Origin of the sequence: Streptococcus sp. 29896, from assembly GCF_032594915.1 — a bacterium.
Taxonomy (GTDB): domain Bacteria; phylum Bacillota; class Bacilli; order Lactobacillales; family Streptococcaceae; genus Streptococcus; species Streptococcus suivaginalis.
Map to the genome: position 1 here is coordinate 1,954,362 of NZ_CP118733.1, position 12,097 is coordinate 1,966,458.

Genomic DNA, 12,097 nt, shown 5'->3' on the forward strand with positions numbered 1-12,097 from the left:
CTATATTGTTTATTACAATTCGCCAACCAATTTCACTACGTTTTCTACTGTGAAGCCGTAGTTGTCAATAACTGTTTGGGCTGGAGCTGATGCACCAAATGTGTCGATACCGAGAACTTTACCGTCAAGACCGACATACTTATACCAACCTTGAGTCGCACCCATTTCAATCGCCAAACGACGACGGATAGCATTCGGAAGGATTTCTTCCTTATAAGCTGCATCTTGGGCATCAAATAGCTCAGTTGATGGTACAGAAACCACACGCACTTTTGTACCAGCAGCTTCTAGTTCTTTAGCAGCTTTAACAGCCAAGTTAACCTCTGAACCAGATGCTAGAAGGATAGTATCAAAGCCTTCTGCTTCGTAAACCACATAGGCACCTTTGGCAACCTTGTTAAAGTCGGTTCCTTCTTCAACTGTCAAGTTTTGACGAGTCAGGACAAGAGCTGACGGTGTAGACTTGCTGGTCAATGACAAGTACCATGCAGCCTGTGTTTCACGCGCATCTGCTGGACGGAAGACATTGAGGTTTGGCATAGCACGAAGTCCTGCCAAGTGCTCGATTGGCTCGTGAGTTGGACCATCTTCACCAACCGCGATTGAATCGTGAGTGAAGACATAAGTCACTGGAAGTCCTTGAAGGGCTGACAAACGAACTGCTGCTTTGACATAGTCTGAGAAGACGAAGAAGGTACCACCATAGACACGAAGTCCGCCGTGGGCTGCCATACCATTCAAGATAGTTCCCATTGCAAATTCACGAACACCAAACTGGATGTTGCGGTTGAGTGGATTTACTGAATCTTGCAAACCATCTTCCTTGATATAGGTCATGTTAGAGTGTGCCAAGTCTGCTGAACCACCGAGGAAGGTTGGCAAGACCTTAGCCGCTGCGTTGAGGGCATCTTGTGATGAGTTACGGGTTGCTTGTGAGAAACCATTTTCATACACTGGGAAATCAGCTTCTGTCAACTCCGCCAATTCGCGACCTTCCAAGATAGCTGTTACTTCTGCAGCCAATTCTGGATGAGCTTGCTTGTAGTCTTCTACCAATTTCACCCAAGCATCGTAGGCTGCGGCACCGCGGTCTGCTACATTAGCTTTGAAGTCCGCATACACTTCTGCTGGGATTTCAAATGGTGCATAGTTCCAGTCAAGTGCTTTGCGAGTTGCTTCTGTTTCTTCTGGACCAAGTGGCGCACCGTGGGCTGCATTGCTTCCTGCCTTGTTTGGTGAACCGTGACCAATCACAGTCTTAACCTCGATCAAGGACGGTTTGCCAGCTGCTTTAGCTTTTTCAATAGCCGCAAAGATGGCATCTACATCGGTACCATCTGTTACCAAATCTGTGTGCCAACCGTAGGCATCGTAACGGGCACGAACGTTTTCTGTAAAGGCATCCTTGGTTTCACCATCCAAGTTGATGTCATTTGAATCGTACAATACAATCAGTTTGTCTAGTTTTTGCAAGCCTGCATAAGACGCAGCTTCTCCAGACACACCTTCCATCAAGTCGCCATCACCACAGATTACGTAAGTATAGTGGTCAAAGATTGGGAAACCGTCGCGGTTATATTTAGCTGCAAGGAAACGCTCTGCTTGGGCAAAACCTGTCGCAGTTGAGATCCCTTGTCCAAGAGGGCCTGTAGTCGCATCTACACCTGCTGTATGACCGTACTCTGGGTGACCTGGTGTTTTTGAACCCCACTGACGGAAGTTCTTAATCTCGTCCATGCTTACTTCTTCAAAACCTGAAAGGTGAAGCAATCCATAAAGGAGCATTGAGCCGTGACCAGCAGACAAAATAAAGCGGTCGCGGTTGATCCAGTTTGGTTGTGCTGGATTAATGCGGAGCTCCTTGGTAAAGAGGCTGTAAGCCATTGGTGCTGCCCCCATAACAATACCTGGGTGACCAGATTTTGATTTTTCAATGGCGTCAATACCAAGGAAACGAATTGCGTTTACTGAAAGTTGTGACATCTTATTCTCCTTTTATAAAAGTCATAGGTACATTATACCATAAAGCGTTTTCGCTTGTCAGTTTCAAAAGGCAGGACTTGCGTCCCGCCCCTCTTGTCTTCTTATAGCAAGGCCTTGAATTGAATATTTGAGTCTTCTAAGAAGCAATCATCAAAGCCACGTGGGTGGTGATATTCAATACGGTCCTTGTCCATCGGATAAGTATACTTGCCACCAACTTCCCAGATGAATGGATGGAAATCATATTGCAAGCGTTCCTTACGCATTTTCCAGAGTTGCAAGATTTCATCCGTTGATGCCATGAAGTTAGACCAGATGTCATAGTGAACAGGAATGATTACCTTAGCACGCAAGTTTTCTGCCATACGGAGAAGATCGATTGAGGTCATCTTGTCTTGGATACCGATTGGGTTGTCACCATAGTTGTTGATAGCAACGTCGATGTTGAAGTCACGGCCGTGTTTTGCAAAGTAGTTTGAGAAGTGGGAGTCTGCACCGTGGTAGATGGTTCCACCAGGTGTTTCAAAGACATAGTTGACTGCCTTGCGAGCCATGAGCTCATCTGTCACAGGAAGTCCTGCTAGTTTGCCTCCATTTTCTTCGTAGCCATCGATTGGAAGAGTTACCAAACAAGTACGGTCGAAGGATTCTACAGCGTGTACCTTGATGTCTTTGAATTCAAAGCTGTCGCCCGGTGCGATACGGATGATACGGTCAGCTGGAACGCCCCATTTTTCCCAGATGTCGCCACTTTCAACTGGTCCTACAAATTTGACATGGTCTAATTTTGGATTGTTGATGATAGCAGCTGCAGTGCTGATGTCCATATGGTCGCTGTGGACATGTGATACCAGGTAGTAATCCAATTCATTGATGGCGAATGGATCGATAACCATCGGCTGCACACGCAAGTTTGGTTGCAATTTGCGAACACCTGCCATGTTAGCCATTTGGTGTCCCCAAACCATATCTTTCACTTTTTTAGTTGACTTGCCACGCGATGACCAAAGGTCCATGACCACGTTCGCACCACCTGGTGTTTTAATCCAGACACCACAATTTCCAAGCCACCACATAGCAAAGTTGCCTTCTGGCACTACTTCTTCTTCAATTTCTTCATTGAGCCAAGTTCCCCATTCTGGGAAGGTTGAAAGAATCCATGATTCTCTTGTAATATCTTGAACTTTAGCCATTTTTTCATTCCTCCTATAAGGCTGATTGTATTTCTATGTTTCTAGTATATGCGCAACAGGTCACAAAAAAAAGACCAAATAAAACACAGGCTTGTGTTCACATTTGGACTTTTGTACGCAGATGGCTAATACAAATCCGTTTCCAGATCGGAACTAGCTAAGCTTGCCAATAATTCATTGGCAATCAGATTTTGCAAACGCTGTTTCAATTCCAAGGCTTCCTGGCCATTTTCAACATATGACGCTAGGAGTTTGTCCAATTCCATGGCAAAACCTTTTTGGCTGTCTGTCAGACTGCGGTATTTGGCAAAATGAATCAAACGCAAGACATCATCAAAATCCAGAATCGGATGAACCTGAATCACAGGCAAATCCGTATCCGTCACTTCATTGGTCGAAATCAAGAAGTCCACCTCCAACAGGTCTTCCACACTCTTAAATTGCTCTGTTGTAAAGACGGCAGAGATGGTTTTTTCAGGTAGGTGGTGCTGGCATTGTTTCATCAACAATTTCTGCACAGAAACTCCCTCATCACAGATAAGAAAGACAGTCGGACTGGTCAGCTTTCGACTACTGCTTCGACGAAGGGCTCCACCCAAATGCACCGTCAAATAAGCAATATCCTCATCTGTCAACTGGATTTGCCAGGCTTCCTCCAAGATATGACTAGAAGATTTTGTCAATCGAAAGAGGGTGTCATACTTGTAGCGAATCTGGTCAACCAAGGGATTTCGCGATAAGATTCCATAGGTTTTTCGAAACAGCATGGCCTTGCAGTGAGCCAGCAAATCATGGGCTAGCTCCTCTTTTTTCTCCAAATCAAAATCTGAATGTAGTTCAAAATGACGGATAAAGGCATCGACCACCTTCTTCAAATCCGCAAAATCCTGACTAGTAACATGGGCATCTCGGTCCTTTCGATAAGACAAGAGCAAGACGGCAATCAGCGACACTTCAATCTCGTCTAAATCAAGACCAAACTGCTCTTCTAAGGACTGGCTAATTTTTTGAGCAACACCATACTCAATCCGTTCATAAACCAAGGCAAATTCTCGGACAATCGCATCCTTTTCCTCCTGTTCTAAACTCATATTGCGATAGGTGAGCAGCATATAAGGAAGAATCTTAAGCATCAGTTCAATTTCAGAACGATTGATTTTCTTACCAAGGTCTTTTTCAATACCATATACCTGGCGGGACAAAAACTGGGCCAAATCTTTTGAAAAAAGGGACTGGCAACCACTGAAAAGACTAACCTTGTCTTCCAAAATGCTGACAAAACTCTTGCTCGCTTCTGTGAACAAACTATAGAGTAAAGAGTGGATATATTGGATTTTTGTCAAGGGATGACAGGCCAGATCGTAGCCTTGTGACTTAGAAACATAGAGGGTCATCTGATACTGTTCCTTACTCAATCGACTGCGGATTTCATTAAGGTCATTGAGAACAGTATTTCGTGAAACCTCTGTCAGATCCATTAATTTTTCCAAGGTAATCCGTTCGCGCGCGATACAAATATAAAGGAGCATCAACTGCATGCGCTCATCCATATTCATAATGTAGCTATAGGAATCAATGGTCGAAAGCAGATAACGGCAAACTTGCCGTTGGCTATCTGACAAGCGGATTCCAATGCGAGGCAGGCTCTCGATTGGCTCGACATGATCTGGAAAGGCAGCGTTAATCTTTTCCAGATGGTAGTAAATTTTCCGTCTGGATTGCTGCAACTCCTTTGAAATTTTCATGATTGTTTCCGACTCTTGCAGTCCAATCAAATACCGTAACAAGGCACAGCTACTTTGATCTAGAAACACCCCTATTCCTCCTTTCATATCTTATTCTATCTTACCATAATTGAAGTGGAGATTCTAACAATTATATAAATAGGTATGCATTTTTACACATCAATAGATGCTCTTAATAATTTCTACCCGTGTGATCAAATCTCCGTGCATATTGTCAATCCGTAGGGCGACATTTTTCAGATAGACACAGGCACCAATGGCGATCGTTTTTTCCTCTTCATTCAGTTTGCGAGTGACAAATTCGCGCAGAGTCTCACTACCTTGGCTAGGAATTTTGACACGGGCAATGATATTGGCAACCTTGACCTTTTGACTGGCACGCATGATGATGTTATTGGAATCATCAAACTGGGTAAAGAGATATTTTCGCACCGCAAATAAGATGGCAACCGATACGATTCCAATCAAGTAATCCATACTGGAGCCGTGTTCCACAATCAATTGGCGAGCAATGGCAACCAGGAGTACCTCAATCACCGTGCTAGGGGATTGTTTGCAGAGCATTTTGATAAATTCAACCCCAACTGCCAGGGTCATGGCTTTACTCAAAAAGCTCTGAATAAAAGCATCTGCCTGTATCTCACCTGTGAAGGACTGAAGGAGGTCAGCTAGTAGCAAGCCCGACAAGGCAAGAAGGGCAAGGCCTAAAATGGCAGACAAGATCAACTCAAGATAGTAGGCAATCTCTGTCAGACTGTCTTGTAAAAATTTTCTCATATCCTCTCCTTTCAAAAAAAGAAGAATGAGGAGAGCTCTTTTCTCATTCTTCTAATCCTTTTTCTAGAAATCAAGTTTAGTGAGCATCACCCTTCTGTCCGTAGTAGGCATTTGGACCATGTTTACGGAGGTAGTGCTTGTCCATGATATAGCTTGGCGCTGGCTCCACCCGTGGATTGATTTGTTCGGTGTAGCGGTTCATCCGAGCCACTTCCTCAAGGACAACGCTATGGTAAACTGCCTGAGCAGGATCCTTGCCCCAGGTGAATGGTCCGTGGTTGCGAACAACAATGCCTGGAACAGCAACTGGGTCAATGCCTCGACGCTCGAATTCCTCGATGATAACTGCACCTGTTTCTTTTTCATAGGCCGAGTTTACTTCCTCAGCTGTCAAAGAACGGGCACACGGTACTGGGCCGTAGAAATAGTCCGCATGAGTTGTCCCATAGAATGGAATGTCACGACCAGCCTGAGCCCAACCCACTGCCTCTGTCGAATGCGTATGCACAACAGCATGGACATTTGGCCAAGACTTGTAGAGGGCAACGTGAGTCGCCAAGTCAGATGAAGGATTAAGATCACCTTCCACTACATTTCCATCCAAGTCCGTAACGACCATGTTTTCTGGGGACAATTTTTCATAGTCCACACCAGAGGGCTTGATGACGATGCGACCAAGTTCTCGGCAGACTTCTGATACGTTGCCCCACGTAAACTTGACAAGTCCATGAGTAGGTAGGGCGATGTTGGCTTCATAGACCCGTTGGCGCATTTCCTGTAAATCTTTTGGCATTAGTTCAACCCCGCTTTCTCAATCAATGGATAGAGGAAATCTTGTGCCTCCTTGATAGCAGCTCGTGTTTCCTCAACTGTTTCGCAGTTTTCAGACCACATCTCAATCAAGAATGGACCTTGGTAGTTGGTCTTTTTCAAGACTGCAAACATATGCTCCCAGTCCACACAGCCCTGACCGAATGGGACATCACGGAATTGACCCTTGGAGTTTTCAGTTACTGCATAGGTATCTTTCAAGTGAAGGGCTGCAATGGAACGGTGTCCCAGGTAAAATTCGCTGTAAATGTCATTGTGCCAAGCAGACACATTTCCAGTATCTGGATAGACAAAGAGATAAGGCGAGTCGATTTCTTTTTCAACGGCTAGGTATTTTTCAATGGAGTTGATAAATGGATCATCCATGATCTCAATAGCCAACATGACCTGAGCCTGTTCTGCCCAGTCGCAAGCCTGACGAAGATTCTTTATGAAACGCTCTCTGGTTTCAGGTGATTTTTCCTCATAGTAGACGTCATAGCCAGCCAACTGGATGACCCGAACCCCCAAATCCTGAGCCAGTTCGATACACTGCTTCATGGTTTCTAGGGACTTGGCTTCAAGAGCAGGGTCATTGGAGCCAAGCGGATAGCGACGGTGACCAGAGAAGCAAATAGTTGGAATACGAACACCTGTTTCATAGATGGCCTTGACCATCTCCAAACGCTCTTCCTTGGTCCACTCCAAGCGAGCTAGGCGAGCATCGCTCTCATCCACCGACATTTCCACAAAGTCGAAACCTAATTCTTTGGCAAACTCCAAACGCTCCTTCCATGTGAAGTGCTTGGGTGTTGCCTTTTCATATATTCCGATTGGTCGTGCCATGGGTCTTACCCCCAAATACGACGGATTTCGTCTTTAAATTCACGCGCCGCAGCTGCTGGATCTGCCGCTTCTGTAATACCGCGGCCTGCGATAAAGGTGAAGACATCTACACCTTCGAAAAGCTTGAGCGTATCAACATCCAAACCGCCTGTTACAGAAACACGGAAGCCCATATCAACCAATTTTTTCACTTTATTGAGGTCTTTTTCGCCCCAAGTTTCGCCAGCAAGGAGGGCATCACGAGATTGGTGGTAGATCGCTTGGGAAATACCTGCATCCAACCAGAGTTGAGCCTGTTCATAAGTCCAATCACCGTAAAGCTCGATTTGGATTTCACCCTTGTCACCACGAACTTCCTTGATGGCCTTCAAAGCTGCTTCCATAGTTGGAATAGTTGCAGAACAGATACAAGTCATCCAGTCCGCACCACGAACAGCATTGTTTTTAGCAACCGTACCACCAGCATCCGCACACTTGGTATCCGCAACGATAATCTTGTCTGGGAAAAGGCTACGAAGCACTTCTACCAACTCGCTACCAACTTGGAGCAAGCAAACCGTTCCTGCTTCAATAACATCCACTTCATGACCAACGGAGACAGCCGCTTTAATCGCTCCTTGCAAGTCTGAATGGTCAAGGGCAACCTGTAAATTTGGGATATGTTTTGTCATCTTTTCTTCCTCCTAGCTATCCAAGTCTAAACCTTCTAAGTACGGGCTATTTTTTGATTCTTCCACCATTGCTAAGACTTCCTCCGGTGTCTGACAAGCTACCAGACGCTCAATGGAATTTTCCAATTCAAAGAGAGCAATAATTTGTGGAATAGCTACTGACGTGTGAATCTTTGGATCTGTCGCAGCCAAGGTCAACAGAACAGAAACCTCCTTACCGTCTGAAAAGGCTACTGGTTTTGTTAAGGTAATCAAGGCAAAGGAATCCTTCAAGACACCGACACCCGCTTGGGCATGAGGCATAGCCATGCCGGGCATGAGCACATAGTAGGGACCATATTCTTCGGTCGAAGCAATAATGGCATCATAGTATTCTTCTGTCGCAGCACCACTTTCAATCAGCGGTTCAACAGCCTTGTGAACAGCCTCCTGCCAGGTTTCCGCCGTCAATCCCAAGCGAATGGAATTGTTTTCTGTAAATGATTTTTGTAAATTCATACTCGTTCCTCCCTATTTGAAAGGGGATGGGAAGAAATCCCGTCCCCTATTCATTACAATACTTGACTAAGTTTAGTCTTGATTTCGTTGTCGTCCATGAGGTTGTCAAGACCAACCAAATGACCTTTCGTACGACCTTCCAATTCAGCAATCAAGTGATTGGATGCAACCACAATATCGTATCCTGCTGCCAAACCTTTTGCTTCACCTACTGAGCAAGAAGCCGATTGGAAATCTGTTACACCGAGTTGACGAAGAGCGTTTTCAACCTTCATCTTGATAACCATGGATGAACCCATGCCATTACCACAAGCTGTTAATACCTTAACCATATTGTTTTCTCCTGTGTTTTTATAAAATATATTTTGTTTTTTTAATGAACCAAGTAATAAATAAAGTTTTGTTCTGTTGATTTTCGAAGAGTGTTAGTCTGCTTGCGCCTCACCGCGATAGTAAGCTTCCTTATCTTTTGCTTTAGCAAATTGCAACTGTGGAATTGCCAACAAGAAGAGGCAGACAAGAATGAAGCCAGCAATACCAAGGTACTTGAAGCTATATGCAAATGGCAACCAAGGGATTTCGAAGTCGATATTTCCGTGGTAACCACCGCTCAATTCAAGCAAGCCGACGCAGACTGCACCAAGGGCAACTTGAAGAACACCTGAGAGGAAGGAAAGAATTGCTGCTGCTTTCCAACCACCACGTTTGTCTGCGTAAACCGCGATAGCGGCATTGTCAAAGAATACTGGTACGAAACCGGTGATGATGAGGATTGGGCTCTTGAAGACAATCAAGAGAACGATGGTAATCAATTGACCAATCAAACCGAAGGCAAAGCCTGAAAGAACTGCGTTAGATGAGCCGAAGCCGTAAGAAGCTGCAACGTCCACCGCTGGGAATGAACCAGGAAGCAACTTGCTTGAGATACCTTGGAAGGCATTTGTCAATTCTGCTACGAACATGCGGACACCTTGCATCAAGATGAAGAGATAAACTGAGAAAGTGAAAGCTGTTTGAACAACGTACATGAAGAAGGCTTGTTTTGCTGGGTTATATGGTGTGCCTGAAGTGATGACTTCTGGGTTTGCCATGATTTCTGGACCCAAGATGAACAAAATTACACCGAAGAAGACCAACATCAAGGTTGCAGATGCAACAACTGTATCATGGAAGATGTTGAGGAAGCTAGGCAACTTCAAGTTATCCAAGTTGTCTTCTTTTTTACCAAGTTTTGGAGCAATCTTATCTACAAACCAGATAGCAAATTGTTGTTGGTGACCGATGGCAAATCCACCTCCACCTGTCAAGCGTTGCGTTGCTTCAACGGTCATGTTTGAGCTAACCGCCCAGTAGATACCGCAGATGATACCGATAGCTGCTGTACCAAATTCATTACGGAGCCCTGGAATCAAGAAAAGCACCATCAAGGAAATAGTTGCAGCCTGTTGAACCATGATGTGACCAGTGATGAACAGAGTCCGTACTTTTGTGACCTTACGAAGTGCCACCAAGAGGATATTGACACCAAAACCGATCAAGAGAGCTGTCGTTGCTGCTGATACGAAATCAGGAAACTCTTCCGCAATTTTTCCGTTTGCCGCTGCAAGACCGAAGTAAGGGTCAATAACCGCCGCATCGATTTGGAACTTGTAGTTCAAGGCTGCCAAGATTGGACGGAAGGTTGTTACCAAACCACCTGCAGCTACGTTCAAAATCATGTAGCCGACCGTTGCTTTGATAAACCCTGCAAAGACATCATGAGGCTTTTTCTTTAAGAGGGCATAACCCACCAATACCAAAAGACCTACGAAGAAAGCTGGATTCTGCAAGATGTTTTGCGAGAACCAGTTTAATGGGGTTTGAAGAAAATCCATTTTTCATTCTCCTTTTTGAAATGATTTTTATGGCTTTATTATAATTCTTGAAAGCGCAAACAAAAAGACCAAATAAAACACAGGCTTGTGTTCACTCTTGGACCATTTCCCGAACAAAGCCCATTTTCAGCCTCAGCCCTACTTTTTCTCCTCCTTCCTCTACCCCAAGAAAAAAACAGACCGCTCCCTCTAGCGGTCTGCCACTCTATGATCATAGAAAGAATAGAAGCCTAACGTGTCGCCTGATAAACCAGTTCGGACTGATGGTTTTTGAGAAACTCAACCATCTCTGAATCAGGAATCTGGCGACAATAAAGATTAGCCCGTATCGTCACATCCTCTTCTCGACATGTTGACAAGACAATGTAGCGGTCCGTTGATTGGATAGTAATGGATGGGTTTCGTGTCACCGCATCGCGACTCACCATAGCCAACTGGGTTACAAATTGCTTATCATCTTCAAAACTTGTACGATAAAAAGCAGTCGTCTCCGGAACGATAATCAAAAAAGCCGCCTGATAGTAGTAGATTCGTTCAGGTGTCTGAATGACAATGTAAGGATGTTGATCAAAATATTCCTGGTTATCATAGAAATTGACATCATTAAACATCCGATGGTCTGGAACAGCTGTACCCCTAGCATGCCCAAATAGCCAAGTCAATTGGTCGCTGAAATCGCTCCTGTTATCCATATCCATGAAGACCGTCCCCATATAGGGATCATATCCCCCATCAAAGGTCTTTGATAGATAGGTCGCATTGTCACCCGTTTGCACCACAGGTTCATCCAACATGGTTCCTGGTGCATAAATATAGGCGATTGTCTCTGGGTTGATAGCCTGTAGGCTTGCAAACTGACTGGCCAGGTTGGCTTTTTCTTCCTCTGAAACCTGATAAGAAGAAGGAGGCTTCTCTGCCTGACTGCTGGACTTGGTCACCGATGACTGAGTTCTCTCTACCTGACTTGTTTGCGTGCTTAGTAAGGTAAAGGAGATAAAAGCAAGGGACACAAGGGCCAACAGACCTAGCAGTAGGGGTAGGACTTTAGATCTCTTCATCGTAGTAGGCTCCTATTATGAATGAAAATAAAGTTGCCAAGAGCTGGCAACCTTATTTATCAGAATGGGTGATGGGCAACTTATTTCGCTACGCTTGTTTTAGGCAATACTTTTGCAGCTGGTGCTTCAGTTGGAACTTCCACATCCGTTGCAATGCCATATACATAGCCCTTACCATCCTTATCAATCGCACCCTTCAGGTTCAATGCCTCTTTAGTAGGTGCTGTTGTAGGAACCGCTGTAATCAACACTTCGCCATCCACAACAGTCGCTTCATATTTCAACTCAGCAGTATGATCTGATGTAGTTGGTGCTTCAGCTGGAACTTGTACATAAACAGACTCACCTGCCGCCAATGACGCTTCAATATCCAAAGTTGGAAGTACTTCAGCTGTAGGCGCTTCAATAGCGGAATGATTGTTTGGATCGATGGTTGTGCCAGGTTCCAAAGCAAATACAGGACTAGCCAAGACTGTTAAAAGAGCAAGACCAGACAAGGTAACAAGTGACTTTTTCATAGTATTCTCCTTTCTTACTAAAGAAAAAAATGATATCGAAAACGTTTCCAACTCTATTATACGGAAAATTATTTCGAAAATCAAAAAATTGTATGTTCATATGTGAAATTAAAAAACAGCTCCG

12 protein-coding genes are annotated in these 12,097 nt (G+C 44.6%); all 12 read right to left on the reverse strand.

Annotated features, from left to right (window positions below):
- Window positions 1-12: 12 nt before the first annotated feature.
- Window positions 13-1,983, reverse strand: coding sequence for a transketolase (gene tkt / locus PXH68_RS08935; RefSeq protein ID WP_208561881.1), 1,971 nt, complete (start codon window positions 1,981-1,983; stop codon window positions 13-15).
- A gap of 101 nt (window positions 1,984-2,084) precedes the next feature.
- A complete protein-coding gene (gene ulaG, locus PXH68_RS08940; protein WP_044773542.1) occupies window positions 2,085-3,176 on the reverse strand; it encodes an L-ascorbate 6-phosphate lactonase in 1,092 nt (363 codons plus the stop codon).
- 125 nt (window positions 3,177-3,301) lie between these two features.
- Window positions 3,302-4,990 (reverse strand): BglG family transcription antiterminator, encoded by a 1,689-nt coding sequence (locus PXH68_RS08945; RefSeq protein WP_158456328.1) that lies wholly within the window; start codon window positions 4,988-4,990, stop codon window positions 3,302-3,304.
- A gap of 90 nt (window positions 4,991-5,080) precedes the next feature.
- Window positions 5,081-5,698 carry a hypothetical protein gene (locus PXH68_RS08950; protein ID WP_158456326.1) on the reverse strand — a complete coding sequence of 206 codons (618 nt, stop codon included), beginning with the start codon at window positions 5,696-5,698 and terminating at the stop codon, window positions 5,081-5,083.
- A gap of 76 nt (window positions 5,699-5,774) precedes the next feature.
- Entirely contained in the window at window positions 5,775-6,491 is a 717-nt protein-coding gene (locus tag PXH68_RS08955) for an L-ribulose-5-phosphate 4-epimerase (protein WP_172015337.1), read from the reverse strand.
- Window positions 6,491-7,354, reverse strand: coding sequence for an L-ribulose-5-phosphate 3-epimerase (locus PXH68_RS08960; protein WP_172015336.1), 864 nt, complete (start codon window positions 7,352-7,354; stop codon window positions 6,491-6,493). The genes PXH68_RS08955 and PXH68_RS08960 overlap by 1 nt, the downstream gene beginning before the upstream one ends.
- Before the next feature lie 5 nt (window positions 7,355-7,359).
- Entirely contained in the window at window positions 7,360-8,025 is a 666-nt protein-coding gene (locus tag PXH68_RS08965) for a 3-keto-L-gulonate-6-phosphate decarboxylase UlaD (protein ID WP_024376144.1), read from the reverse strand.
- 12 nt (window positions 8,026-8,037) lie between these two features.
- Entirely contained in the window at window positions 8,038-8,523 is a 486-nt protein-coding gene (locus PXH68_RS08970; protein WP_105107426.1) for a PTS sugar transporter subunit IIA, read from the reverse strand.
- Between the two features lie 53 nt (window positions 8,524-8,576).
- Window positions 8,577-8,855, reverse strand: coding sequence for a PTS sugar transporter subunit IIB (locus PXH68_RS08975; RefSeq protein ID WP_002939872.1), 279 nt, complete (start codon window positions 8,853-8,855; stop codon window positions 8,577-8,579).
- 93 nt (window positions 8,856-8,948) lie between these two features.
- Window positions 8,949-10,397, reverse strand: a complete 1,449-nt coding sequence (locus PXH68_RS08980) for a PTS ascorbate transporter subunit IIC (protein WP_208561882.1) — start codon at window positions 10,395-10,397, stop codon at window positions 8,949-8,951.
- A gap of 230 nt (window positions 10,398-10,627) precedes the next feature.
- On the reverse strand, window positions 10,628-11,455 hold the full coding sequence (gene srtB / locus PXH68_RS08985; RefSeq protein ID WP_208561883.1) for a class B sortase, LPKTxAVK-specific: 828 nt from the start codon (window positions 11,453-11,455) through the stop codon (window positions 10,628-10,630).
- Window positions 11,456-11,535: 80 nt separating this feature from the next.
- Window positions 11,536-11,973, reverse strand: a complete 438-nt coding sequence (locus PXH68_RS08990; RefSeq protein ID WP_208561884.1) for a hypothetical protein — start codon at window positions 11,971-11,973, stop codon at window positions 11,536-11,538.
- Between the last annotated feature and the right edge of the window lie 124 nt (window positions 11,974-12,097).

What these genes read in the sequence shown, in the direction of transcription:
- tkt (WP_208561881.1), bottom strand. Translation starts at nt 1,983, where the DNA reads ATGTCACAACTTTCAGTAAACGCAATTCGTTTCCTTGGTATTGACGCC.
- ulaG (WP_044773542.1), bottom strand. Translation starts at nt 3,176, where the DNA reads ATGGCTAAAGTTCAAGATATTACAAGAGAATCATGGATTCTTTCAACC.
- PXH68_RS08950 (WP_158456326.1), bottom strand. Translation starts at nt 5,698, where the DNA reads ATGAGAAAATTTTTACAAGACAGTCTGACAGAGATTGCCTACTATCTT.
- PXH68_RS08955 (WP_172015337.1), bottom strand. Translation starts at nt 6,491, where the DNA reads ATGCCAAAAGATTTACAGGAAATGCGCCAACGGGTCTATGAAGCCAAC.
- PXH68_RS08960 (WP_172015336.1), bottom strand. Translation starts at nt 7,354, where the DNA reads ATGGCACGACCAATCGGAATATATGAAAAGGCAACACCCAAGCACTTC.
- PXH68_RS08965 (WP_024376144.1), bottom strand. Translation starts at nt 8,025, where the DNA reads ATGACAAAACATATCCCAAATTTACAGGTTGCCCTTGACCATTCAGAC.
- PXH68_RS08970 (WP_105107426.1), bottom strand. Translation starts at nt 8,523, where the DNA reads ATGAATTTACAAAAATCATTTACAGAAAACAATTCCATTCGCTTGGGA.
- PXH68_RS08975 (WP_002939872.1), bottom strand. Translation starts at nt 8,855, where the DNA reads ATGGTTAAGGTATTAACAGCTTGTGGTAATGGCATGGGTTCATCCATG.
- PXH68_RS08980 (WP_208561882.1), bottom strand. Translation starts at nt 10,397, where the DNA reads ATGGATTTTCTTCAAACCCCATTAAACTGGTTCTCGCAAAACATCTTG.
- srtB (WP_208561883.1), bottom strand. Translation starts at nt 11,455, where the DNA reads ATGAAGAGATCTAAAGTCCTACCCCTACTGCTAGGTCTGTTGGCCCTT.
- PXH68_RS08990 (WP_208561884.1), bottom strand. Translation starts at nt 11,973, where the DNA reads ATGAAAAAGTCACTTGTTACCTTGTCTGGTCTTGCTCTTTTAACAGTC.